Origin of the sequence: Micromonospora sp. NPDC049107 (assembly GCF_040648595.1) — a bacterium.
Classification (GTDB): Bacteria; Actinomycetota; Actinomycetes; order Mycobacteriales; family Micromonosporaceae; genus Micromonospora.
Genome location: NZ_JBEZEC010000002.1, coordinates 616,180 through 641,155, shown reverse-complemented (window position 1 = coordinate 641,155; position 24,976 = coordinate 616,180). Strand labels below are relative to the sequence as shown.

Below are 24,976 nucleotides of genomic sequence, written 5' to 3'. Positions count from 1 at the left end.
AGCGAGGCTCACCGTGCTGTCCATCCTGACGATCAACGTGCAGGCCGCCGCGCTCGCACGCGCGCAGAATTTGCTGACCTGGCTGCTCCAGCGCGACGACCACCTGGTCATCCTGACCGAAACCAGCAACGGACCCGGCACCCAGCACCTACTTGCCGGCCTTCGTGCGGCCGGCATGTCCGTCACCCACCAGCCCTCACTCGACGGCGACCGAGGCTGCGCTATCGCCAGCCGCATCCCGACCCGGCCTGCCCCAGACCTCAGCGCCGGACTCAGCCTGCCCGGCCGCGCCCCCGCCGTCACCCTCGACACCCACCCAGCCGTCACGATCCTCGGCCTCTACGTCCCCTCCAGCGACCGGGCACCAGCCAAACTCGCCAAGAAACGGGACTTCCTCACCACCGTCACCGACGCACTCACCCGACTATCCGCCGCCGACCGCGCACACCTGGTCGTCGGCGGGGACTACAACGTCATCAGCCGCGACCACCAACCCCGCTACCCCGGCTTCCGACCCTTCGAGTACGACTTCCTCGACGCCCTCGACGCACTCGGGCTCATCGACGTTCACCGCGCTCTACACCCCGGAGTGCAGGCGCACAGCTGGATTGGTAGAAACGGCAACGGATACCGCTTCGACTATCTCCACGCCGGCGCCGCGCTCATGCCTACGGTGGTGTCCAGCACCTACCTACACCAGCCCCGCCAGGCGAAGCTCACCGACCATGCGGCACTCACCGCCTGCCTCAACGTCACCCCGGGCGCCGTTGCCGAGCGGCTAACTACTGCCGTGCCAGCACTGTTCTGAACAGTGTCGGCCTCGAATACTGTCTGCGGTCATCGCCGAGTCTGCTTCCCGCCTGCTGCGGGTATGGAGCCGAGCAGAGCGGAAGGCCGGCTGAGCCTCGTGACCCCGGACTTCCCTGGCCTGTTTCTTTACGGAATCCAGCTAGAGTCGTGACGGTAGGTCACCTCAATGCTCATGTCTTGGTAGCTTGTCCCGCTCGTCCTCCTCGGAGCGTGATCGTGTCCGTTGCCCCGCCGCCGCAGCTGGCCCAAGCCCGGGCTGACCTCGGCAAAAGACTCGCCGAAGCGCGCAAGTCCGCCGGCTACACGCAAGAGACGCTGGCGCCGCTGACGCACTACGTGCGCAGCACGATCGCGAACGTGGAGCGCGGTCGCCAGAGCATCGGCCGAGAGTTCTGGGTTCGTTGCGACGAGATCCTGCATACCGGCGGTGTGCTCGCAGCGGAGTACGACCGGCTCCGAGTATTGGTAACGCGCAACACCGCAGGACATTTCGACGGTGGACGGGCACGCGGGGCCACGTTCGCCACCCGCACAGAAACACCGGCGCCAACGGCGCTTTCCTTGCTCGCGCCCCAGACAACAAATGGCGATTTCGCCCCCCAGACATACGTCGTTGACCTGTGGGCACCCGACGGCAGGTTCTTCCCTGGACTGGCGATACCGGCCTACGTTCATCCTGCTGTGGCCGAGGACGGCCGAGTTCTCACGGCGGTACCGGCCGGCTACTGCGACGACCGGCTACTGCGCACACCGCGACGGAGTCTGGTGGTAGGGCGGATCGAAACCGATCAGGGTGCCCAACTGTTCGGCTTGGACGCCCGCCATGCCCGCCAACGCCTCGCCCAGGCGGCCCCTGACGCGCGGCTCGTCATCCCGCAGGCGTACCAGCTTGACGAACTGGTCCTCGCACTGTTGTGGGCTGTGGCGAACCTTGACGAAGCGCTTCTGGCCGACGACGCCCGTATTGAGCAGGCCACCGCTGAACTGGCCTCCTACGAGCAGATGAGCCGATCCGCAGTCAGCCACGATCTTGCCGCGGATCTCAGCGACGTCGGCAGGATGTGGCTCGGGTCGGTCTTCTGCGCCGGACACATCCACCGACACGCAGATGCCCTCACCTCGACCCCCGCCTACTGGACCCGCGAACAGCGTGGCGAGGAAGCCAGCACCTGGCTGCTGTTCGCCCATAAGCACAGGTATCTGGACCTCACCGCCGCGCGCGCCGGTAATCACCGCATCATCCGCGCCTTCTGCATTCCCCGCGCGGCAGTCGACGCCTCCCCTCGCGGAGAGCGGATTCTCCTGCTGTTGGCGGTGGCACTGATGGAGTCATACGGCATCGAGATCGTCATCACCGACGAGCCGGAGTACGCAGGCACACCCGGCTTCGTGACTGATCGCGACCGTCACGCGGTGCTCGCCAACTGGGTCGGCGCCCAGGGCATCTGGCACGTCGACGTCACCGACGACCACCGCACCGTGCGCCAGTACGGCGCGGCCATCAACCACGCCAGCGGCCGGTCGGTTATCGCCGCTGCGTCTCCGCCCGCACGCCTGCGTGTCCTGACCGAGTACCTGGATCTGAACTGGGAAAATCTCGCCAGGCGTTGCCGAGACCTCGCCGACCAGGGGTGCGCCGCCGTTGTGCAACCCCGCAGCAGACATCTGTCCACCGCCGGCATCGACCGCGCCTGCCGCTACCTCGCCGACGTCGCTGCATTGACCGACTAGTCTTCCCGCAGCGATGATCGTCGCCGTTGGGAGGCCAGGGAATTGTCATCAGGAAAGCGCGTGTCGCCGCGGGTGACGGTCTTCGGGCTTGGCGGCACTATCGCCATGACCGCGTCAGAGGGCGGCGGCGTTGTGCCCGCGCTGACCGCCGGTGATCTTGTGGCCGCTGTGCCCGGCCTTGCCGATACCGGCATCGCGGTCGACGTCGTCAGCTTCCGTAGCCGCCCCGGTGCCTCCCTGACATTCGCCGACTTGGCTGACCTGAGCCGGAGCGTCCACCAGGCGGCAGCCGCGGGCGCCTCCGGCATCATCGTCACCCAGGGCACGGACACCCTCGAAGAAACCGCCTACTACCTGCATCTCCTGCACACCGGACCGCAGCCCATCGTCGTCACCGGTGCCATGCGCAACCCCACCCTCGCCGGTCCAGACGGGCCCGCCAACCTTCTCGCCGCCACCAGGGTCGCTGCCAGCCCTCATGCCCGAGACCGGGGCGCTCTCGTCGTCATGGCCGACGAGATCCACGCCGCCGACCGTGTCCGCAAAACGCACTCCGTCAGCACTCAGGCGTTCACCTCACCCAACGGCGGCCCACTCGGCTACGTCGTGGAAGGCGAACCCCGCTTCCTCAGCCGCACCGCCCCCCGCCACGCTGTACCGACACCCGTACGCCAGCCGCGCGTGGGCCTCTACACCGCCACAGTCGGCGACGACGCGACTTACCTGTCCGCAACGGCAGCACACCTTGACGGCCTCGTCATCGCTGGCTTCGGCGTCGGGCACGTCCCGGACACCTGGGTCTCCACTCTCACTGCGCTCGCCCAGCAGATCCCCGTGGTCCTCGCCTCCCGCATCGGTGCGGGACCTGTGCTCACCAGCACCTACGGCTTCCCGGGCTCCGAGCGGGATCTCACCGAGCGGGGACTCGTTCCTGCGGGCTTCCTCGACCCCTACAAGGCCCGGATCCTGCTCCATCTCACCCTTGCCGCAGGCGCCACCGCCCACGAGACGGCAGCGGCGTTTCGCGCCGTGGCCTACCCCGGCGAGCCGTGGCCATGGCCGCAGCAGCCGGCCACCAACGCCCCGACCGCCTGAAGGAGCCCTCTTGCGCAGCCGCGAAGTCGTCCCCGGACGTACCATCGTCGCCGTCTTCGACCACGGGGAAGACTTCTACGACGCCCTCGACCGCACCTGCCGCACCTATGGCATCCGCCAGGGCTACATCCCCACGTTTATTGCGGGCCTCGCCACCGCGGACATCGTTGGCACCTGCGAACGCCTCGACAACCCCGACGCCCCCGTGTGGACCAAAGTCCACCTGACCAATATCGAGGCCCTGGGCGGCGGCACCCTCGCCTACAACCCCGACACCGAGACCGTCGAGCCGCACATCCACCTCACTGTCGGCTTGAAAGCACACAGCGCCACCGCCCACACCAGCCACCTGCTCGCCGCGACCGTTCAATTCCTCACCGAAATGATCATCGTGGAGATCGCCGAACCACCGATGACGCGCGTCCGCCAAGCCGACCTCTACGAGGTGCCACTCTTGCAGTTCCCATGAAGACAATCGAGCGCGGCGGCGTAACGGAAGCGAGTTGAGGCGCTCGATCAAGGGGGCGGTCAGCCTGAGCTGCCGCACCCGTTAATCGGGCACCGGTGTCATCAGCAGATCCAACCTGGCGGTCAGGTTCACAGCCGGGACGGCGTCCGGTGTGGGTTCGACCACGTCAGACCGGGGCCGACATCCTGGCGGCGGCGCTAACCAGGTTCCAGATCAACGTGTCGTAGGTGTCCACGACGCGCAGCACCGGCACGCTCAGTGAACGAATCATCGCATCGAGTCCGTGCTGCACCTGCTCACCCGAAAGCTGGGAGCTAACCAGGCGCTCCACTTCGACGAACGTGCCTAGGCCGTCGACTACGTCTACGCATACCGTCGCGCCGTCCCATTCGCCGGTTCGGCGCTGCTTGACGATTCGCACGGTTGGCACCCAGCCCATCGTGGCGAGGGCAGCGTGCATCGCGTCGCGGTCGGAGATCACGCATTCGTGCTCCAGACACGCCATCTCGTTGTCGACCGGCTTCTTCACGGTGAACAGATGGCGGCCCCCCTGCGTGCGCAGACGCGCGAACGGAACACCGATCTTCGACATCCCGTACGACCAGCCGGCTGGCGCGTACGCCTGGTCGTCCTGCACCGACGGCTCCGTCAACGCCACCTGCCGCTGGGCGAGCGCCGTGATCAACTCTCCCAGGTCGCTGACCTGGTACTTGGCTTCAACCTCATGATCATTCTTCTCTGGCGCACGGGTCACGAGCAGGGAGCATACGAAAGTCGCAGGTCACACGAGTTCCGGCCAACGCGAGAGCGATGTCGGAATTTTGTCGGAAGAATGTTGGAAGAAGCCGCTGAGTAACCGACGCACCACAGCTCCGCACTAGAGTGTCCTCACGCCACCACGTGTCGCCTCGTGCGGACGTTCGTCTCCATCGGGAGCTGCTGATGCCGAGCGTTCCACCGCAAGAAATTGCCAAGGCATGGATCGCTCTTGGCCAGCTGCTCGCCAGCAGCCGTAAGGCCGCCAGTTACACGCAAGAAGCGTTTGCGCCTCTTGTCAACTACGGACGAAGCACGATCGCGAACGTGGAGACTGGCCGTCAGCGAGTGGGGCGAAACTTTTGGTCCCAATGCGATGAGCTCTTGCGGACCGGCGGCAGTCTGGCCCGAGAATACGATCGGATCCGCCACGCCAGCGCCCGACACGTGCCGAGCAGTATGCCGGCACCTCAGCCGCTTGAGGTTGCTCCAGAGCCGTCGTCCTCCACCGCTCTTGAGGCGCTAGCCGGCAGGGTCGGCGGCGACTACCTGGCAGGCGAGTGGCACACTTTCTCCACGCTGACCAGCATGCTGGCGCAACAACGCCAAGCCGTGTCACCCGACGCGCTGCTGGGCCTGATCGAGGCGCACCGTGAATGCCTGTCGACGCTCTACCGCAAAGCCGGCCGTGCACCCATCCGTGCTGATATTGGGGCCATGCTCGCCGAAGCTTCCGTCGTCGCCAGCAGGCTGTGGAGTGCGCAAGGCAATCGTGCTCTCGCAATCGCTCACTGCGCCTACGCCCGCCAGTTGGGCGACAGGCTCGGTGACCGCAGGATCAGCGCCACCGCACGAATCTTCGAGAGTAACCTTCAAGCCGCCACGCTGATCGAAGCCGATGGTGACGTCATGATCGGCCTGCGGCTTCTCGACGAGGCCGACCGCGCCTCCGCAGATCTCAGCCCCGCCGCGCGAGCTCGCATAGCCGCCGAGCAGGCCCAGGCCTACGCCTCTCTGCGACTTCCGCGCGAGGCTACCGCTGCCCTAGCGCGAGCAGAGGCAGCGGTCAACGACTTGTCACCGATTGACTGTGTCGGCCTCTACAGCGACTGGAGCAACGCCCGTCTCCACGTCTACGCGGGCACATGCCATCTCCTCCTCGGCCAGCCCGAGCAGGCTGTCGAGGTGCTCGAAGGCGTAGTACAGGCCCTCGAACACAACTCCGCGAACATCAACGTCGCCCTCGCCGCAGCGGTCGACCTCGCGAGCGCCTACGCCGAGACCGGCGAGCTAGAGCAATCCTGCACTCTGCTCGGCGACACCTACGGTCAGCTGAAGGCCGGCGGCAACCAGCGGGGCATCGCCCGAGCTCAACGAGCCCGAGAGCGGCTGGCCCGCTGGCGCGCTGAGCCGGTTGTACGCGAACTTGAGGAGCAAATGGCTGCCTAAGAGGTAGCCGGCGACCCGCCCGAAGCCCACAGCGAGTTAACCGCCGCCACTACCGCCGTTGGGTCAAGACTGTCGAGTACCACGTCAGGGTGGTGGGAGGCCAACTCTTGATGTCCAATCCGGTGAGCGACAACAGCGACATGGAAGCCTGCGTGACGTGCGCAGGCGATGTCGTTGGGCGCATCCCCGATGACGATCACTCGATCAGGATCGAGCTGTTGGCCGTAGGTCGCGAGGTAGCGTCCAGCTACGACCGCCGGGAGTTGGAAGCGGTCTCGCGCGTCCGACCCGAACCCGCCGATGCGGAGATCGAGAAACTCGTCCAAGCCCGACACCTGCAGCTTCACCTCGGCGGCCGAGCGCAGGTTGCCGGTCAGCACGGTCTGGTGGAAACCACGGCCGTGCAGCTCCGCGATGCTCGCCGCAGCACCTGGATACGGTGGCTGCACCTCAGCCAGCTCCCGCCGGCCCTCTTGCATTACCGCGGCGATGGCCTCGCGGAAGGCGGGTATGCCGGCCTCCGCAGCCAACGCGTCGACGCCCGAGGTGATCGCCGTGTCGATGGCAATCGACTCGTCCGTATAGCCGTGCACCTTCTTGTCAGGGAAGACAACCTCCGACTCGGCCATGCCGTAGGCGCGAGAGATCGCTCGCGTCAGCCAGCGCAGGTCTGCGGGGATGAGCGTTCCGTCAACGTCCCAGATGACCAAGCCGGTGCCGCCGTGGTTCATCGAACCATCGTCGCACGCACGCCGAAGCAGGCAACTCGACAGCACCATCGGGTTCTTCGGAAGGAACGTAGCGGTGCTGACATAGACGCACGGTCTGCTCACGATCTCCTGGCCGACTGCAAACTGGCCGCCCTCGGCTGGCCGAGCCATCCCCTGCCCAGATCAATCACTAGTGCATCCGCCGGAGGCCTGAGGAGGGGTACGTGCGCGTGATCTGGATCAACGGTGCGTTCGGCGCTGGGAAGACGACTCTGTCGCAGCAGTTGACGACGGAGGATCCCCGGCTGCTGATGTTCGATGCGGAGTTGCCAGGCTTCATGCTCCGCGAGATCGTTCCGCCGCCCGTGAGCGGCGATTTTCAAGACCTGCGGGTGTGGCGTCGCACCGTCGCGGACACAGCTATCGCACTGCTTGAGGAGTACGGACGCACGCTTGTCGTACCGATGACCGTGGTGGTGCCGTCGTATCTTGACGAGATTTTCGGCCGGCTGCGCGCCCACGACGTGCTTGTCGACCACTTCTTCATCGACGTGCCCACCGACGTCCTACGGACGCGCATCGCGGCGCAGTCGGTCTGGCCGGATGACCCGGATCGTGATGCGCAGGTACGTGCTTGGCGGCTGGAACAGGTAGCCCGCTGCGCTGCGGCTGTCAGCATGCTGCCGGCCGACACGGTGGTGCTGGATGGTCAGCTGCCGGTGGCGCAGTTGGCCTCGGAGGTCCTGGCACGGTCAGCAACGTGATCTCTCTTAGCGGCCAACCGAGCTCATTCGGGAACGGCGACGCGGCTGACGACGGCCGCGAGCCCATCCTCATGTCGCTGAATCCCCTGTACTACGACCTCCTCTGGGCAGGCGAGAAGACGCACGAGTTCCGACGCCGGTTCCTGACCGGCCAGTCAGCGCGTTGGTACGTCTACCTCACCTGGCCCGTCGCCCGGCTCGACGCGGTGATCGACCTCGGACCCGCCATCATCGACACTCCGGAGCGAATTGCCGAGATCGCCGAACGGTCTCGCCCCGGCAACGGCGCCTCGGTGCTCGAGTACGTCCAGGACCTGGACCAGGCCTTCGCGATCCCGATCCAACGAGTTACGGAGTACCCCGGGATGTCGCTGGAGCAGCTCAGGGCTCAGCTGGGCGCATTCCATCCTCCCCAGGGGTATACCAAGCTGCGCAACCACTCTGAGCTGCTCAGCATCTGCGAGAAGATCACAGCCGGTCCACCGAGCCGCGAGATGACCGTGCCTGATCACACCTAGCTAGGCGGTGCCGTCAACCACGACCCGGGCCCTGTTACTGATCCTCGCCGTTTGACGGCCAGCCTGAATGCCATGAGCGCCGGTTGGATCTCCTGGGCGAACGAGCGGGGGGCGGGCAAGACCATCATCGCCGCATGGGCCGCATTCGGTGGCGCGCTGGGCCTGATGATCGGCTCGTACAACTTCGTCATGCACCCCGGAAACCTAGGCTGAGCCGTCGGTTCAATCACCCTGGCAGGCGGAACGCGCATTGAAGAACCGACGTGCGTATCCGCCGGGCTGGCCCCCGACGTGGGGCGTTGTGACATCCCCGGGAAGGCCAGGCCCTCAGGCTAGAGCTGCAGCGGTGTTGGCAGCGAGCCAGCCGGCAGGGTTGCCGCAGTCGTGGTACTCGCCGCTGACGGGGTGGATCAGTACGTCGTTGTCGCGGGCGAAGGCGATGACGGCGTCGGTGGCCTGGTACTCGCCGTTCGGCGCCGGGGTCAGCTTCTGAAAGTAGGCCATGGCTTCGGCGGGTAGCAGGGTGCGGCTGATGTTGATGTACGCGGTTGGCTCGCCGTAGTCGTCCGGCTTTTCGAGCAGCTGATCGAGTAGTTGGTGACCCTCGGCTGCTCGCGGGTGCAGGATGCCGTAGCGGTGGGCTTCGGCGCCGGGCACCGTGGCGGCGGCGAGTGCGGCCGGTACTCCGGCGGCGGCTCGGGCAGCGGCGAGGTCGGCCAGGTCTGACCCGCCGTCGTTGCGGAGGAGGAGGTCGTCGCCGGCCACGAGGAGGAAGTCGTCGCCTGCGATGAAGTCAGCGGCGACGATGGCGGGCAGCGCGGTGCCGTACCGGTCGTCGCGTGGTTGTTCGATGAACGTGAAGTCGGCTTGGCTGTGCAACTCGGCGAGGGGCGTGTACTTGTCCTGCCAGCCGCGTGCGGTGAAGTAGTCCTTCAGGTCGTGGTCTTCAGTGAAGTAATGACGCACCTGGCGGCCGATCTCGCCAGGGGCGGTGACGATCGCGATCTCGCGGGCGCCTGCGGCGACGCAGTCAGCGACCGCGTAGGCGACGACTGGTTGGTTGAGGATCGGCAGCATGCACTTGTTGATGGTTTTGCCGATGGGGAAGAAGCGGCTGCCCATGCCGGCGACAGCGATGACGGCCCTCACGTGCTTACCTTTCGGTTGGGTTGCACCGGCCGTCAGAGTAAGGCGACAGTGAGCCGGGCGGATCTGTGCAGTTTACGCATCGCACTGGTCCGATTCGGGGCACATGAGGAAGGCGCGCACAGGTGCAGGCCGCCGGCGTGTCGACGCCGGCGGCCCGCGATGATTCGTCAGCGTGAGGTGGGTGCCTTGAGCATGGTGGTGGTCGTGGGTTCGGCGGCGGCTGCGGCCAGGGAGCCGGCCTGACGGATGCGGTCCCACGTCGGGGTCCGGCGTGTGTCGGGGTCGAGGCCGTGGCGCAGAGCCTGCCGGTAGACGCCGTTGAGCATGGTGTCGTAGTCGTGCGGGCTGCTCCGGTGACCTTCGACGTAGTGGTGGAGGGCGGCGACGCCGACCTCGGCCACGGTGTGTCCGCTGCGCGCGATGGCGGCGAGCAGGTCGGTGTCGAACGCCAAGCTGTGGTCGGCGGTGAGGGGCAGTGCGGTGCGCAGGGCGGTGGCTGGGAAGGCTTTGAAGCCGGCCTGCGGGTCGGTGGCGTCGAGGTGCAGGAGTTCCCGGACGGCTCGTTGGTAGAGCCAGGTGGTGGGGGTCGGGCCGGTTGGCGGGTAGTAGCCGTGGGAGTCGGGGCGGCGGCGGGAGCCGATTGCGGCGCCGACGCCGGGTTGGTCGAGGGCGGCGACGTGGAGACCGAGTTGCTCTAGTGGGTAGGTGAGGTCGAGGTCGGTGTAGGCGAGGGTCGTGCGGCCGGCGCCGGCGAGCTCGGTGAGGCCCCAGAGCACGGCGCCGCCTTTTGCGCTGGTGTCGTCGGGGCGTTGGGCGACGGTCACGCGGATCTGCGGGTGGTCGACGTCGATCGCGTGGGCGGCGCGGGCGGAGGCGCCGTCGGTGCTTTCGTCGACCAGGAGGAGGTCGGCGTGGGCGTCAGGACAGGCTTGCAGGAGCCAGCCCAGTTGGGCGACCTTGACGGTGAGCGCGTCGTCGCAATGTATGGCGGTGAGGCGGTGGGCTTCGGCGCGCATCGGCACGACGATGCCGAGGTCGGCGGGGACCGGCCGGGTCAGGAGGGCGGCTTTGGACCGGGCGGCCTTGATGGCGGCGATCAGGCCGTGCAGGTGTAGGTCCGCGGGGATCTTGTCGTGGCGGTTCTTGGCGAGGCCGTGCACGAAGGCGATGAGGAGTTGGTCGTTGTAGTGCGGGAGGGGGCTGTGTGTCTGGTGGCCGGTGAGGTGGTCGGCGACCAGGTGCAGCAGCGCGCGGCCGGTGGGGTCGGCGGCCCAGTACTGGTCGGGGGTGGGCGGGGTGTGGGGTGATCCCCAGGTTTTCCGGACATGGTCGGCGAGCAGGTCGTAGCCGGCCACGAGGGCGCGTTGGGTGTCGTCCCACCGAGCGCCCTCGTCGGTGAATTCGGCTGCCTGCCACGCCTGCTTCCAGCCGCCCGGCTGGGCTTCGGCGGCGCTTGCGGCGGCGGTGACGTGCAGCCAACGGCGACGGACGGCGGGCCAGGCGCAGGACTGGTCTTCTCCCGAGGCGAGGGTGTTGGTGGCGTTCTCGGCCAGGGCGAGGGCCTGGCTGGCTTGAGTGGGGGTGTCGGCGGTGGCCGTGAGGGCGGAGTACCACAGCTCGGCGGCCAGGGTCAGTCCGGCGGTGTGGTCGGCGAGGTCACGGATCGTCTGTTCGCGCCGTGTGAGAAGCGCGGCGCGAACCTGCTGCTGGCGGGCGCGGTCGAGGGCGGTCGCGCCCGCCAGGTCGATGGGGGCCATCGGGACGCGGCCTGCGCGGGCGCCGAGCAACGCGAGCAGCCCGGTCTGGGCTGGAGCGGCCAGGGTGCCCCCGTCCAGGATCGGAGCCAGCAAGTGACCCAGGACCACCGGGTCCGCTGCGGCGGCGGATGCGCGGAATCGTTCACTGTCGAGGTACGCATCGTCGACCGATGCGGGCTGATGGACGAGGGTCGCCATGGTGCGGGCGAATCGATGACACGCCCCGGGTGAGGTGCTGTTGGGGAAGAGTCTGCCCCGCAGGGCACCGATCGCCTGCTTAGCGTCGGGTTGGTGCGCCACGAGCAGCGCGAGTGAGGTGAGGGGCAGGTCCGTTCGCTCGTCGAGCGCGCGGGCGATCCGGTCGGCGGCCGGCACGGCGGTGATCGACAGCAGCGCCCGTACGGTGGCCGGTTCCGGGTCGGCGGTCGTGGCAAGGAGCACGGCGAGGTCGACGTCCTCGTCGTGGCAGTGGTTCAGCAGCGGGGACTCGGCCAGGGGTAGGAAGTTCCGCTTAGGCGCGGGACGTGCTGGGGCGGTCATCGGGTGATCCTTCCGGCGACGAGTTCGGCGGCCTGCCGGGCGGTGTGCACCGGGTAGAGCAGGTTCTGGCGCAGGAACGTTCGTTCGAACGGGCTCAGCTCGGCGTGCACGACGACGGTGGTGCCGGCGATGTCCACCCGGGCGTCAGGCCTGCCGATGCGTGCCAGGAGGTGCCGGACTGTTTCCTCGTTCGGCGGCTGCGCTGCCGCGCACACCTCATGCTGGGCTGCGGGGCAGCGCAGGCGGCAGTTCGTGGTGGGCTGGTCGTAGTGGCCGTTGTAGTCGGGGATGTGGCTGCCGCGTTCCACCGCTCGACCGCACGAGGACCGTTTCAGGACCGCGGGGCGCCGGTCGGGGGCCACGTCGGCGTACACCTCGTCGAAGGCAGCCATGATCCGCGCCTCGGTGCCGGCGGTGAGCAGCTTCTTGCCGGGGGTGAAGGACCCTGCCGGCAGGGGAAGCCCGTAGGACATGAAGGAGTGGACGTGGTCGTCGGCGAACTTCAGCCCGCCGAGGACCACGGTGCGGGCGTCGGCGTCCTTGAAGGTCTGCCAGACGTGACGCAGGTGGGCGTCGGTGGTGTTGAGCCCTTCGGCGATCGGCCGGTAGTACGCCAGGACGTTGATTTTGTCGGAGTGCAGGATGCGGCGTAGGAACCGCAGGCGGCGCCCACGGTTGGGCGGCTCGATCGACTCGGGCATGGCTGCGTAGCAGACGTTGATGTCGAGGTCGACGTGGACGAGGGATTCCAGGCAGTCGATCTGCTCATCGGAGAGGGTGTACTTCGTGATGCACGAGACGCGGTTGGTCAGACCGAACTGGTCGAGCAGCTGCAACGCGCGCCAGGTTCGCGGCCACAGCTTCGGCAGGAACGTCTCGGAGGTGGACATGTGCAGGCCGATGGGCGTGTGGTGCGGGGTGAACCACGGGTGCGACAGCAGCCGCGCGACGACGTCCTCCGGTTCGAGGAACCCGGTCGGCTCCCAGGAGCCGAGGTAGCCGTCGACGGTGTCGCCTTCGCGCCGGTAGCAGTAGGCGCACATTAGCGGGCAGCCGATGCCGAAGTCGGCGGACATGCCGCCCTTCATCTGCGAGATCATGTAGCTGGTGTTCAACCCGTCAGGCCCGGCGGTTGCCTGGCTCGCGGCGATCTGCTCGACCGTTGCTTTCGGCGCGAATCCGGCAGGGAGCACCGACTTGAGCGCGTGCGGCGCGTCCGGGGTTCCGACGACGCCGGGCCACGCGAAGGCGCAGCGCAGCGCGAATCCCAGGGCGTCGCTCTGGTCCGCGTCGAGGTGGTGGGTGCGGGTGAGCGCAGCGATCGTGCGGGCGGGCAGTTCCTGTAGCGGGATGCGGCGGCCGGTGGGCTCGTGCAGTAGCCGGCCCGCAACGACGTCAGCCAGAACCCGCTCCAGCGCCCCGGCGGCGAGTTCGCGCGCCGCGTTCACGACCGGGTAGGGGTCGGCTAGGTCGAGGATGGCTTGCAGGCGGTGGGCGACCTCGGCCCGGGCCGCACCGCGGTAGAGGGCCGGTTGGTCGGCGGCCGGTGGGCCGCCGAGGGTCGGTGTGCTGGTCGGACTGCTCACATCTGCTCCTTCTGTGATCCGGTGCTGGCGTCCAGGGGTTCGGGTTGGATCCATCCGTGGGGAGCACGGACGTTCACGCGGCGACCGGCCTCAATGAGCGCGGCGAGATCGTCGGCGTCGAGGGCGATGCCGTCCTGGTGAGCCCGGTCGCGCTGGGACCAAGCGCGGTCTCCGGGCATCCGGGCGCCCTGCTCGCGCACCGCGTGAGCGACAGCGGCTACGCCGGTGGCCAGCGACTCGGCGACGGCGAGGCTGCGAGGGTCGACCGCTACGACAATCAGCCCGCGGCCGTCGTCTCCTGCCGGCAAGGGGGCGCTCCCGGTCAGCGCGCCGACCAGCAGTTCCAGGACGATCGCCAGGGCTTGGCCGCGCTCGCCCGCAGGCAACAGCACCTTGGCGAGATTCGAATCGTGGACCCGGTGCCCGCTCGCGTCGAGGGCGGACCCGGTGGGTAACGCTTGTCCCGTGCGGGCCAGGTGGTGCAGGCGGCCCCAGGACATCGCGGCGGCGGCCAGGTCCACTAGCACCGGGCGCTGCGGGTCCGGACTTGGAACGGCGACCGCCAGCGCGCTGCTGCCCAGGACCGGCGTGCTAGTGCCTCCGCGCAGGGCCACGCTGCGTGCGGACGCCTGCGCGGCGGCCACGCCCACCAGGCCGCGCCGGGCCAACTGCGCGGCGGGAATGCCGAGCGCGCCGACGTGACCGGCCCGGCGAACGGTCACGGCGGCGATGCCACAGCGCCGCGCACGGAGCATGGCTGCGGCGACCGCCAGGCGGGCGGCTACCGGTCCCGGGGCCAGGTCGGCGTCCACGACCAGGACCGCTTCCTCGTCCTGCATGATCCGAATCAGGGGCCGCGGGTTCAGGTGCCTGGTGCGCAGCTTGTCCAGGTAGCCGGGGGCCAATCGGCTGCCGTGGCCGGGGATGCCGCGAAGGTCGGCCTCCACGTGGGTATCGGCCATCACTCGCGCCCCGACTCGGGTCATCCCCGCTGCCTCATACAGGCACCGCAGGAAACTGGCGAGCTGGCCGGCCGGAACCCGAGTCACCACGACACACCAGAGACGGGCACGACACCGTGGGCGCGGCCGTCGCCGAGCAGGACTCGGGCCACCACCGCGACCGAAGCCCAGTGCGGGCTGAACGCGGCTACCAACACCGGCGCGGGCGAACCGCCCAGGTCGTCGACATCACCGAACGCGACCTGAACCACCGTCCGGCCGCACTCGACCAGCCGGGTGGCTTCCTGTGCAGCTCTACTCGGACCCGCCGTCGTGGTGCGGGTGTTGTAGCCGTAGACGACGACCGGGCCGGCGGTTGGCACTGGAGCGCCGACCGGCACCTGCACCACGCGGTGGTGCGCGGCGAGCAGCGCGGGTAGATAATCCGGCGTGTAGCGGGCACTGTCGGCGCGCCGCTGCCCCTCGTCAGGCACCCGCACCAAGGCCAGCACCTTGCCGGACGGCACGTCCAGCGGAAGGAGCCGGTCTCCACGCACGACCGCCACCGAACGGTCGGCAATCCCTTCCGCCGCACGCCAGGCCGCCGGGTTCGCTGTCGGCCAGTCCGGCCGGACCGAGCCGGGCGTCAGGCCGTACCGCCGGTGCAGCGTCTGTACACGGTCCACGGCCTCACCGATGCGGCGGCGGTCGATCACGCCGTGCTCGACCGCCGCAGTCAGCGCCTGCACCACCTCCGCGCGGCGCCGAACCGCCGCCGTCTGTGCCGCCGGCGAGCTATGCCCCCGGGATACCTCCGAGTCCAGCATCACGATGTCCACCCCGGCGGCCACCGCGGCGACCGCCGTCCGGGCCGGACCGCCGAGCGGCTCGTGCACCGCCCGAATCGAAAGGTTCTCGCTCACCACCACACCGCCGAAGCCCAGCTCGTCGCGCAGCAGGCCAAGCACGCGCGGCGATGCCAACGCCGGCTTGTTGTCCACGGCGAGCACGGTGTGACTGCCGACCATCACGCACGCCACCTGCGCGCCAATCGCCGCTCGAAACGGCAGCAGCGCACCCGGGCTGAGTCGGTCGACCACCGGCGCGACGTGGTGCGGGTCCCCACCAACCCCGCCCAGCCCCGGGAAGTGCTTGGCGGTCGCCGCGACGCCAGCCGCCTGCACTCCGCGTACGAACGCTGCCGCCAACAGCCCAACCCGTTCAGGATCGGAGCCGAAGGCGCGAGCGCCAACCGCAGCAGACGCCGGCCACCCCGTGGTGTCGCACACCGGCGCCAAATTCCAGGTCAACCCCACCGCCCGGAGCTGCTCACCGATCGCCGTCCCTGCCAGCTCGGCCAGGTCCTCGTCCCCCGCCGCCCCAAGCGCCAGATTCCCTGGCAACTGGGCCACGCCTGGCCAGTCCAGCGCGTTCAACCGGCCGCCCTCCTGATTCACGCTCAGCAACAGCGGCAGCGAGCCAGCGGATTTCTCGCTCGCCGTCCGGGTGACCTGACTCAACCGCGCCGGGCCGGCGACGACGGCTTTACTGATCCGGCCCGGCTCACTACCGGCCTGCTCGTGCAATGACTGAGCGCAATCGTCGGGCCGTAGGAACATCCGGCCGGGACGCACCAGCAGATCAATGTCAGCGGCAAGGACGGGATCGACTCCTACCGGCAGGCCGGGAAACAGACGTGGCATGGCAGCTCTCCCTTGCGACCGCAGGTCGACTAGCGGGCATCAACTGCAGGAATCCCGGAGTGACAATCGAGGCCCTGACCGTGCCCACACATCGACCTTTGTCGGTGCCGAGCGCCTGGGGCAGGCATCGACGCAGTGCCATCGGTGCCGCTCGCTCGGAACCTGGTGCGGATGGTGCGCTTCGCTCCCCGCCACTGACCCTGGCCGCTACTGTCAGGCCCGCGGCTGCACTACCGGCACCCGGAAGGGGGATCCCACCGTGGAAGCCGAACCCACAACATCCCGCGCCAACCAACGGCTGGCCGGCCTCCTCCGCGATGCGCAATGGGGACCCGAGGCCCTCGCCCGACGAATCAACTCCGCTCTGGTGACCCGAGGCAGCACCCGCAGAATCCACCCCAAAACCCCCTACAAATGGGTCGCAGACGGCGCGGTGCCGCACGGTGACATACCCGAACTCGTCGTCGAGGTGCTATCCGCCAAGCTCAGAACCGATCTGATGTTCGAGGATGTCTGGGGGGTAACCGCCCCACGTTCGCATCCAGCGATGCCGGCGAATCACGCGATGGATCTACCCTGGGACAGCAACGGACTGCTCAGCCTCGTAGGAGGACCCGTGCCGACCCGTCGCACCGTCATCGCAGTCACCGGCGCCGCGCTCACCGCCCACGCCTGGACCGCGCTGCACCAGCCAAACCCAGACCTGATCGCGGCTGCCGGAGACGGCGGACCGGTCACCCCACCGCTACTCGACATGATCGACACAGTCGTCGCCCACGCACAACAGCTCGACGACCACCAGGGCGGCGCCGCCCGCGGCTTCGTCAGTGACCAGTTCACCGCCGTGGCCCGGCTCCTGCGCCGAGCTTCCTACAACGCGGAGGCCGGCCGCCGCCTTGCCGCCGCACTAGCGCAACTCGCCCAGACCGCGGGGTTCATGGCGTTCGATGCCAACGAGGACGGCCTCGCCCAACGCTGGTACCTCACCGCTCTCCGCGCCGCACACGCCGCTCGCGACCCCGGCCTAGCCGCCAGCATCCTGGCCCTCATGTCCAACCAAGCCGCCGACCGAGGACACGCCCTCGACGCCCTGCAACTCGCCTCAGCAGCCCAAGAATCAGCGGCAAAGGCCCCGCCCGCCGTCCGCTCGCTGGTAGCCGCACGCAGCACCCTTGCCCACGCCGCCGCCGGCGACCTCACCAGCTTCTTCCACACACGCGAGAACACCCTCGCACTCCTCGACACCACCCCCGACGCCCCACTGCCCCCATGGGCGTCGTACATCGATCGGGTCGAACTGGACGCGATCACCGGCCGCGGCCTCGTCGTACTGGCCGAGCAGGTGCCGACTCAACGGCCAGCACTCCTTCGCCAAGCTGAACGGCTGCTTCACGCCCGCGCGCACACCAGTCCAGCCGACTCCCCGCAACGCTCCGCACTACGCCACGGCGCCTGGCTCAGCCTCGCACACAACGCCGCCGGCGACCTCGACCTCGCGGTCAGCACAGCCCGCCTCGCCCTTGGCCGCCTACCCGCCGTCAGCTCCGTACGCAGCGTCGCACTGCTACACCGACTTCACGACGAACTCGCCCCCGCCGCACCGCGCTCACCAGCGGTCCGCGACATCCTCCGCGAACTTCGTGAGTTGCCGCGGACATCACCCGCACGGTGATCACTTCGAAGGTCGTGCATGCCTCCTACCCGCTGCATCACCCGTGCACACTCACTGGGCCACATCGGGCTCTCGTTCGCCAGCTCTTGACATCGCGCAAGCAAACCGCCGCACATGCCCTTGGCAGAGCGAATGTCCGCAGGCGGATCGCCTATGCACGGCATGGGCAGGCCATCTCACGTCACGAAAGGGGTCCCGTGACCGCCGTCGATCCGGTGTTTGATCGTGTGCCGGAGCGCTACTACACCCACAATGAGCACCGAGGCAAAACCCTGCACCGGTCCGCCGCAGAAGCTATCCAACGCGACGTGATCGCCCTCGACGTCAACGAAGGCGCCCGCGTGCTGGAGATCGGCACTGGCACGGGATACTCCGGCGCGTTGCTCGCCGCGCGAGCCGGGACCACCGGCCGCGTGACCAGCATCGACATCAGCGACCACCTAGCCGGCTGGGCAGACCGGCTCCACCGCCATCGCGGCGTCACCACGATCACCTGCCACGTCGCCGACGGGATGTCCGGCTACTCACCGCACGCTCCGTACCAGCGGATCGTGGCGTGGTGCGCGCCCCCACGGCTTCCCCGGGCGTGGGTGGATCAACTCACCCCGGACGGCCGGATCGTGGCCTGCCTGCCCATTGCCGCGCAGCCATCCACCACCCTGATCGCGACCATCACCCTGTCCGTGGGACAACCGCGTGTCGAGACGGTCACCTTCGGCGGCTACGCCCAGAGCACCGCCACCGCCGTTCACGACGCCCTGACCATTCCGGGACGCTGGGTGGACCACCACATCGACCAGCCCCAGCCGGCATGGATATCCGTCGGCTGGCGCTACCACGACGATCCGCAACACACCGGTGCCCGCACAGCCCTCAGCCTGTTACTCAACCCCGGCCATACCGAAACCTATGAGAGCGCACCCCTGGACTGGCTGTCATGGACGGCCTACTCCCTCGTCGCTGGCGGACCACGCCGGACCGTCGCCGCCCTGGGCAGTGGAATGCGCGGCATCGGGCACACCACCGTGAGCACCGCCGCCGTCATCCTGACCGACGGCACCATCCTCGCCGACACCGCGGACTCCCCGTCCCTGACCGCCCTGCGGACCTGGCTACGCCAATGGGAGCAGGCGGGACGCCCGGACGCCGCGTGGTTCGACACGAACCTTGTGCCCAACGACGGGGATGACCTGCCTGGATGGGACCTACGAATCACCGCCGGTACACCGTAATCTTATCGAGCACAGGGATCGGGTCGATCTGCGACGAGAGTGACTTCCCGTCAATTTGCTGAAAGACCCCAACCGAGGCCTGCGGTGCCACTTCGCGTTGCCCGGTACGGTGCGAGGGCAGGTTCAGGCAACGCGGATATTGCAGCGGGAGCTTGAGCGCCGGGTACTACGGTGGGACAGATGAGCTCGCCGACCAATGGTCTGGTGTTCGTACACATCGGCCAACCCGAACCCGGCTCCCAACGGGAGCAGCAGATGCTGGTGCAGACCGAGTACGACCGGGAGCGGTACGGAGTACGCTCCTTCCGCGTCCCCGGGAACCTGGACTGGCAGGGCAAGGGCCTTCAACCGCGGTGGCTCGGTATGGAGACCGGCGACTGCACCGTGGCCATCGAGCCGAGCCGCTTCCACGGCCAGGGCGCGGACGAACGTAACCGCTTCCTCGCCGGAGCGCGCCAGCGTGGGGAACTTGCCGTGGCCGTGACAACAATCGGCACCGTCAACGACGACGCCACACACCATTCGCTGTTCTCCGCCAGCGCTAGCGTTCACCTCGGCATGCAGTACACCAAGGTCAACGGTCGTCGTCTGCCGACCGGCACTCGACCCGAAATCGTCCCAAGTCTGGGCGCCGCCGACCGCGACCTCGCAATCCGGCTCCTCAGCCGTTCCCCGGACGCCCCGTGGTGGGCGCTGGAACTTGACGGCAACCGGCTCAGCCGGGCCGGTTACGGCACCGAGATTCACGAGCCGGAAGGGCAACTCCACCCGATCCTGGTCGACACTCTCGGCAAGCCGGTAGTCGCGGCCTGGACCTCGCCGGAGGACGACCAACGGTGGTATATCCTCCCGGCCTCTCCTCCCTGGAACAACGTCCTTGGATGGCTTGTCGATCGGGCGCTACCCGAGTACGTTCCCAACGCCCTTCGCCGAGCGCGCTCACCACACTTCGAAGACCCCGATCTGCGGACCATCGACGAGCTGGCCGCCCGCCAGGCCCTTGACGACCTTGAGGCGCGGTACGCCGAGGAGAAGTTGCGTATTGAGGAAGAGCTGCGCGAGGCGAAGGACCGCGCCGAGCCGGTCCGGTACGGGCTGCTCTACGGCAGCGGCAACGAACTCGTGCGCGCGGTCACAACGGTGCTCAACGCGGCCGGCATGCGGACCGTCGACCTAGACGACGAGGTCGGCACCAAGTCAGCCGATCTACTGGTGGGCGGCGAGGACTCCCTCCGCCGCCTCGTCGAGATCAAGGCGGCGGGTGGCGCCGCCCAGGAGAACCTCGTCAGCTACCTCCAGCGGCACCTCGAGACCTGGCCCCAACTCCGCCCCGACCAGCCCGTGACCGGCGGCGTCCTGGTTGTCAACCACCAACACAAGCTGCACCCATCCGAACGCACCGCGCAGGTCTACTCCCGGCCAGAGTTCGTCGCCGCGCTGCCCTTCACCGTCCTGAGCACCGTCGCCCTCTTCAACTGGTGGCGTACCGGAAACTGGGCCGAGATCCGCAAGACATTCCTCGGCAACGAGCCACTCCGAACCGCGGCCGGCGCCGTCGAGCCAGCAACCGAGCAACACGACACGAAGCCTGCTGCACAACCGCGACGTCCGTGGTGGCCGTCAAAGGCACGAACCTCGTAACAGCAGCGCCCGGAGTTCAACACCCGGTGCCCTACCACTCCGGCCAGGGCCGGCGGGGCGAGGCAGACCAGGCAGCCTGACCAGTCGATCACGTTCGAACGCGACCACGCCAACGCACCCGGCACCAGCCTCGTCCGGCTCACCTCGCCGAGGAGGTCATCGAGGACGGCACTCTCGCCTACCCCACCTCCGCCCAGCCCAATGCGAACCAGCCGCCGCCCCGACAGCGGGGCGCCCGCACCAGATCGGCGTCATCGGCTGCGGCCCCGGCGGCGGCGATCTGAGCTGATCACGTTCGACCAATTTCAGCGCCACCTGCGCCACGGGGTCTGAACTCTGTCCGTCCAGCCGAAGCTTCCAGGTTGCGTATCAGTCTAGGTTCTCGTCATGACCAAAGCTGTTCGCAGCCGCCGCTCCGAATCGGCACTACAGTTAGATGGCCAGACGCGTGAGCAGCTATTGGCGGTGGTTCTGGACGCGAATGCCTACGGCCGCGCTAGGCCGGATCTGACCGATTTGGCGCGCATGGCATTACGGCTGCACGGAATCGGCGTTGAGACGTGGGTTCCGGAGCCGGTGGCATGGGAATGGGCTCAGCACCTGGCAGAGGATTGGAAAGCGGTTGCGACTGCCGCGTCGTATGAGCGGAAGAATCTCGCCCGCGCCAAAGTCCCAGTGCCCGAGCTCCTATACAAGGACGCCGGCGAGGTGATCGAAGCATTCATGCAGGCAGTCCAGGGAGTCGAGCACGTGCGCGTGATCGCCGCGACGGCCGAGCACGCGTTAGAAGGCCTGAAGGATCAGATAATGCTACGGGCGCCGGGAAAGCATAAGGGACCGGACAAGGATCGGGTCAAGACCGGAGCCAGTGACGGCACCTGGCTCCGTGACTCCATAGCCGCCGCCGATGGCGCCCTAAATCGATTGCTGTTCCTCACCGAGGACAAGGACCTCGCACTAGCATGCGAGGCTTGGGGGCTTCCCGCGCCGGTGACACGAAAGCGGCAGGAGCTTCGGCCAACACTGTTCAACGTCACTGTCGATGACGGCCACGCGACGCCGGCGGTCGTGCGTTACATCCTTCAACGTCTCCCCATCCATCTGAACACTGAGGGGATCGGTGGCGCTGACAGCTTCGACATCGGCAGCACTCCAAGCCTGGACCAAGCGATTGAACTCGGCGGCGAAGGCACTGATGACACTCGCGTCTACGGCGCGGACGTCACAAGCCTGACCTGCCTGGTCGGCCTTGATGGCGTGACCGTTGAATCCGGAGACGCCGACGGCCTACTCGAGCCTCGTTGGTCAGGCGATCTCGGTGAGCCCCGTCGCGATCAAGTCTCGGCGACGGTGTATTTTCTCGGCAATGCAGAGGCAACGATCAACCGTCTCCATCTGGGCGACGACCCCGAGACAACGAGCGTGGAGTACAACGATCTGTTTATTCGCACGCAACTTGCGTTTCATTTCACCGACGGCGTGATAACGGAGGTTTCTTCCGAAGGCGACGCCGTCGTCTCCTTGCCGAACCCCACCTACAGCGATGCACATGATGCGGTCGACGACATCCGTGATGCACTGTCGTGCGTGCCGGGGCTGGCAGTTCCCGACGACTTTGGATCTGACTCTCAGAACGGTGAGCACCGTCTACAGATCGACGGCCACAACGTCGAGTTGCTTTTTTCGTGGCAGCCGGACGACAACTGGCGATTCACGCTGCAACTCGAAGGCGGCGACAAGCATGAACATGTGGAGATGCTCTGCGAATACGACCGCGGTTCCTGGGTCGGAGGCCGGGAAGGGTTCCACGCATACGACCCCTACTACGTCCGCGTCGAAGAGGGCGACCTGGCATCCAGAAATCCGATATGGTCGATAGGAGCTTGGGTCGTCAGGCATCTTGATTGGACCACTCGCTTGGCCAGTTCAGCTGACTCCCGTGCCGAGCGGAGCGAGGAGAGCGACGTGGAGGACTAGCTTGCTGTGGCAAGGAACTCGGCGGAAGTCCTTTCTCCCGTTTAGGCCTTCTTTCGCCTTCTAACACCCCCTCTTTGCCGCAGTTGCACGCCTGATTCCGTGAGGATCCGGTGGATATAGCCGTAGCTACGGCCGGTTGCCTCAGCGAGCGCGCGGATGGACTCGCCCGCGGTGTACCGCCTAACGAGCTCTCCAGCGAGAGTCAGCCGTTCACTTCCGATCAGGCGTCGCCCCTTCGCCGTCGGCGCTAAGACGGCAATAGCTTGCGTGTTTGTGTTGGACGAGAACGCTCGGGCGCTGGACTCGGGCATGAACCCTTGCGTTGCCACGGACGTCGCCGCTGACTCCACGCGGACAGAGTCGGTTATCACGACGACTCTGACGCCGGGACCGGGCAGGGCGATGCTCGACAGCAGGCGGTCACTAAACGGCGCCGGCCACAAAATCAGAGTTGTGTTTTCGGGCCAGCGGTCGAGTGGCGTCACTATAGGCGTGGCTACCACGCAGTCCCCCGGACCTACGGAGGCCATTGCTGATCGCCGGTCGTCGGCGCGCATCCTGCTGCTGATGACCGCGCGCGGAGTTCTGGTCGTGCCGTTTAAGTGCTCGGCGATGTAACTCGCATCCGTCGTCGTTGGTGCTATGACGACGCATCGCGCGTCCCTGGCAAGTGCTACATCCAGAACTCGGTCGAGTGCCGGCAATCGTGAGTCGGGACCGGGGAAAGCGTCCATGCGGTCGAGAACATTCCACATTCGGTCCGTCAGATCGTCTCGGGGGGAGGCGCCGGTCGCGGCGATCAGGAGCCGCGAGTGCAGCGCTGGCAAGCTGTCGCTCGGTAAGACCAGCGGTGCGCCGTCTTTACGTGCGTGTTCCGTCAGGGCGGCCACTGCGGCGCCGCGGAGTTCACGCTCTTCCGGCTCTTCCTCGTAGAAAAAGGCAGTTACGTTTATCAACCCCTTGTTGACCATGCCCTGCAGGGTCATGCGCCAGATCACCGGAAGCGCCGGGCCGCTCTCCTCCCGATCGACAAGCGTGACGGTCCGGCGAGCGCTGAGGCGCGATTCGGCTGTTTCGGTGGGAGGCGGCCCGAGAGAGTAGTCATAGATCGCGAGCTCGAATTCCATCGCCGAGAGCGCTTCGCCGCTGAGCTTGCGCTGAACCGACGCGCTTGTGGTGACGATGACTCCGTTACTTGGCACATCGAGTTCCTCAAGAATCGTCAGTGCTGCACTTGCGCCGGTCAGCAAAACGACAGGCTGGACGCTAGCTGCCTCCAGTCGTGTGGCCCACTGTGCCGCGAGCGTCTCGTTCGCGGCCACGACAAGACAGAGCGCCTCTGGCGCGATCTCCGCCAGGTGAATCTGGAGTGGTAGGCGAGCGCCGCTGCCGGGCGGGGCCACCACGACAGCACGTGTGGGGCACGCCGGGTCATGGAGCCTGTCAAGCAACTGCCGGTGGTCAGGGCGCAGAGCGGTCACTTCGCCTCCCCTCTGATCATCACGCGACGACGGACCCAGGTCAGCGCCGCAGCTAAGTTTTCCAGTTCATCGGGTGACGGCTCGGCTCGGAAGTGGAAGACTTTGTTCCTGATCTCGCGTACGGGGTCGAGGGTGCTCCGAACCAGATCGCGATTGTTGCCGAAGCGCAGACGGAAGAATCGGCCAAAGTTCTCGCCGTTCAGTAGCACTGATAGCAGCTCGGCCATCGTCAGGTCCTCCAGTCGGCTGCGCGAGCGGCCGGGATCCGCCGGGACCGAAGCCGCGATCAGACCGGGAAGGGAGCCGGCGTCGCAGGCCGAGCGCATCAGGTCGCGTACACCGAGCTCTATGTCCTGCAGCAGCACGAAGGGACGCGTCCGGTGCCACAAAAAGCGGCTCACGTCCGCGGGCGTCACGATCGCGAGTAGGCGGTCCTCGTCGCCGACCAGGAGAGCATTCCCCTGCTCAACGAAGGTGAGCACCTCACCGAGCTCTTGCGACGAGCGGACGAACCGAAGTTCCTCCAGGTGGTCCTCTACCGTCGCATTGAGGGCGTCGTTGCGCAGGAGCGGCAGCCCTCCGGCCATCGACCTATAGGTGAAGACGCCGATCACGCGCTGCGCGGCAGTGACGACCGGAAGCTGATCGTAGTCGTGGGCCCGCATTACATCGAGCGCGCTCCCGACTTTCGTTCCCACGGGGACGGTGAGGAGCTCTTGGTCGTCGGGCACAAGCTGGCCGACCCTGGCAAATCCCGGCGTCCTGAGCACGCCGTTGACATGTCGAATGCTCCGCCACCCACGCAGCCGTGCCTCCTCCAAGTCGACGGCGACTCTATCCGGCGCAGCGGCGTCCACTTCCATGCGCCTGCTGCCTAGGATTCCAGGGTGCGCCCAGCCCGTCGACCGCCCAGCATGGTGGACCGGGCGACCGTTCTCGTCGGCATCGAGGGACAGCCCTTCTGCCAGCGGTTCCAGGGACGAGCGGCGCTGGTC

Annotated in this window: 21 protein-coding genes; 12 read left to right on the top strand and 9 right to left on the bottom strand. The window is 67.4% G+C overall.

Features of this window, described 5'->3' with window-relative positions:
• Window positions 1-13: 13 nt before the first annotated feature.
• The 4 genes from AB0B55_RS08060 to AB0B55_RS08045 all read left to right on the top strand — a co-directional run bounded on the left by AB0B55_RS08060 (window position 14) and on the right by AB0B55_RS08045 (window position 4,105).
• Window positions 14-808 (top strand): endonuclease/exonuclease/phosphatase family protein, encoded by a 795-nt coding sequence (locus AB0B55_RS08060; protein ID WP_357171147.1) that lies wholly within the window; start codon window positions 14-16, stop codon window positions 806-808.
• A gap of 212 nt (window positions 809-1,020) precedes the next feature.
• Window positions 1,021-2,541 carry a helix-turn-helix transcriptional regulator gene (locus AB0B55_RS08055; protein WP_357171145.1) on the top strand — a complete coding sequence of 507 codons (1,521 nt, stop codon included), beginning with the start codon at window positions 1,021-1,023 and terminating at the stop codon, window positions 2,539-2,541.
• Between the two features lie 60 nt (window positions 2,542-2,601).
• The gene (locus AB0B55_RS08050; protein ID WP_357171143.1) at window positions 2,602-3,636 is read left to right on the top strand and encodes an asparaginase; all 1,035 of its coding nucleotides are present in this window, start codon (window positions 2,602-2,604) and stop codon (window positions 3,634-3,636) included.
• A 10-nt stretch (window positions 3,637-3,646) separates the two neighbouring features.
• Window positions 3,647-4,105, top strand: coding sequence for a DUF296 domain-containing protein (locus tag AB0B55_RS08045; protein ID WP_357171141.1), 459 nt, complete (start codon window positions 3,647-3,649; stop codon window positions 4,103-4,105).
• Window positions 4,106-4,271: 166 nt separating this feature from the next.
• On the opposite strand, the gene AB0B55_RS08040 is transcribed toward AB0B55_RS08045, so the two are convergent.
• Window positions 4,272-4,859, bottom strand: coding sequence for a CYTH domain-containing protein (locus tag AB0B55_RS08040; protein WP_357171139.1), 588 nt, complete (start codon window positions 4,857-4,859; stop codon window positions 4,272-4,274).
• Between the two features lie 188 nt (window positions 4,860-5,047).
• On the opposite strand from AB0B55_RS08040, the gene AB0B55_RS08035 reads away from it, so the two are divergent.
• Complete coding sequence (locus AB0B55_RS08035) at window positions 5,048-6,310, top strand: helix-turn-helix transcriptional regulator (protein ID WP_357171137.1); 1,263 nt, start codon at window positions 5,048-5,050, stop codon at window positions 6,308-6,310.
• On the opposite strand, the gene AB0B55_RS08030 is transcribed toward AB0B55_RS08035, so the two are convergent.
• Window positions 6,307-7,143 (bottom strand): HAD family hydrolase, encoded by an 837-nt coding sequence (locus AB0B55_RS08030; protein ID WP_357171135.1) that lies wholly within the window; start codon window positions 7,141-7,143, stop codon window positions 6,307-6,309. The genes AB0B55_RS08035 and AB0B55_RS08030 overlap by 4 nt on opposite strands.
• Window positions 7,144-7,244: 101 nt before the next feature.
• On the opposite strand from AB0B55_RS08030, the gene AB0B55_RS08025 reads away from it, so the two are divergent.
• From AB0B55_RS08025 to AB0B55_RS08015, 3 genes are all read left to right on the top strand, one after another.
• Window positions 7,245-7,784, top strand: coding sequence for an AAA family ATPase (locus tag AB0B55_RS08025; RefSeq protein WP_357171133.1), 540 nt, complete (start codon window positions 7,245-7,247; stop codon window positions 7,782-7,784).
• Window positions 7,781-8,302: a hypothetical protein gene (locus tag AB0B55_RS08020; RefSeq protein ID WP_357171131.1), complete on the top strand. Its 522-nt coding sequence runs from the start codon at window positions 7,781-7,783 to the stop codon at window positions 8,300-8,302. The genes AB0B55_RS08025 and AB0B55_RS08020 overlap by 4 nt, the downstream gene beginning before the upstream one ends.
• Before the next feature lie 72 nt (window positions 8,303-8,374).
• Window positions 8,375-8,515 carry a hypothetical protein gene (locus AB0B55_RS08015; protein ID WP_357171129.1) on the top strand — a complete coding sequence of 47 codons (141 nt, stop codon included), beginning with the start codon at window positions 8,375-8,377 and terminating at the stop codon, window positions 8,513-8,515.
• Between the two features lie 114 nt (window positions 8,516-8,629).
• Here the strand turns inward: AB0B55_RS08015 and AB0B55_RS08010 are convergent, their stop codons facing one another.
• The 5 genes from AB0B55_RS08010 to AB0B55_RS07990 all read right to left on the bottom strand — a co-directional run bounded on the left by AB0B55_RS08010 (window position 8,630) and on the right by AB0B55_RS07990 (window position 15,978).
• Window positions 8,630-9,451: a sugar phosphate nucleotidyltransferase gene (locus tag AB0B55_RS08010; RefSeq protein WP_357171127.1), complete on the bottom strand. Its 822-nt coding sequence runs from the start codon at window positions 9,449-9,451 to the stop codon at window positions 8,630-8,632.
• Between the two features lie 167 nt (window positions 9,452-9,618).
• Window positions 9,619-11,748 carry a hypothetical protein gene (locus AB0B55_RS08005; protein WP_357171125.1) on the bottom strand — a complete coding sequence of 710 codons (2,130 nt, stop codon included), beginning with the start codon at window positions 11,746-11,748 and terminating at the stop codon, window positions 9,619-9,621.
• Complete coding sequence (locus tag AB0B55_RS08000; RefSeq protein WP_357171123.1) at window positions 11,745-13,334, bottom strand: hypothetical protein; 1,590 nt, start codon at window positions 13,332-13,334, stop codon at window positions 11,745-11,747. Before AB0B55_RS08000 ends, AB0B55_RS08005 begins: the two co-directional genes overlap by 4 nt.
• Entirely contained in the window at window positions 13,331-14,383 is a 1,053-nt protein-coding gene (locus tag AB0B55_RS07995; protein ID WP_357171121.1) for an Ldh family oxidoreductase, read from the bottom strand. Before AB0B55_RS07995 ends, AB0B55_RS08000 begins: the two co-directional genes overlap by 4 nt.
• A complete protein-coding gene (locus AB0B55_RS07990; RefSeq protein WP_357171119.1) occupies window positions 14,380-15,978 on the bottom strand; it encodes a glycoside hydrolase family 3 N-terminal domain-containing protein in 1,599 nt (532 codons plus the stop codon). Before AB0B55_RS07990 ends, AB0B55_RS07995 begins: the two co-directional genes overlap by 4 nt.
• Window positions 15,979-16,237: 259 nt before the next feature.
• Here AB0B55_RS07990 and AB0B55_RS07985 point away from each other — a divergent pair, with 259 nt between their 5' ends.
• The 4 genes from AB0B55_RS07985 to AB0B55_RS07970 all read left to right on the top strand — a co-directional run bounded on the left by AB0B55_RS07985 (window position 16,238) and on the right by AB0B55_RS07970 (window position 22,500).
• The gene (locus AB0B55_RS07985; protein ID WP_357171117.1) at window positions 16,238-17,650 is read left to right on the top strand and encodes a hypothetical protein; all 1,413 of its coding nucleotides are present in this window, start codon (window positions 16,238-16,240) and stop codon (window positions 17,648-17,650) included.
• Window positions 17,651-17,847: 197 nt separating this feature from the next.
• Complete coding sequence (locus AB0B55_RS07980) at window positions 17,848-18,882, top strand: methyltransferase domain-containing protein (protein ID WP_357171115.1); 1,035 nt, start codon at window positions 17,848-17,850, stop codon at window positions 18,880-18,882.
• 180 nt (window positions 18,883-19,062) lie between these two features.
• Window positions 19,063-20,523 carry a hypothetical protein gene (locus tag AB0B55_RS07975; RefSeq protein WP_357171113.1) on the top strand — a complete coding sequence of 487 codons (1,461 nt, stop codon included), beginning with the start codon at window positions 19,063-19,065 and terminating at the stop codon, window positions 20,521-20,523.
• A 387-nt stretch (window positions 20,524-20,910) separates the two neighbouring features.
• On the top strand, window positions 20,911-22,500 hold the full coding sequence (locus tag AB0B55_RS07970; protein ID WP_357171111.1) for a hypothetical protein: 1,590 nt from the start codon (window positions 20,911-20,913) through the stop codon (window positions 22,498-22,500).
• A gap of 41 nt (window positions 22,501-22,541) precedes the next feature.
• Here AB0B55_RS07970 and AB0B55_RS07965 read toward each other — a convergent pair whose 3' ends face one another.
• Together AB0B55_RS07965 and AB0B55_RS07960 are read right to left on the bottom strand one after the other, a co-directional pair.
• The gene (locus tag AB0B55_RS07965; protein WP_357171236.1) at window positions 22,542-22,760 is read right to left on the bottom strand and encodes a helix-turn-helix domain-containing protein; all 219 of its coding nucleotides are present in this window, start codon (window positions 22,758-22,760) and stop codon (window positions 22,542-22,544) included.
• A gap of 1,217 nt (window positions 22,761-23,977) precedes the next feature.
• Entirely contained in the window at window positions 23,978-24,844 is an 867-nt protein-coding gene (locus tag AB0B55_RS07960; RefSeq protein WP_357171109.1) for a CBS domain-containing protein, read from the bottom strand.
• Between the last annotated feature and the right edge of the window lie 132 nt (window positions 24,845-24,976).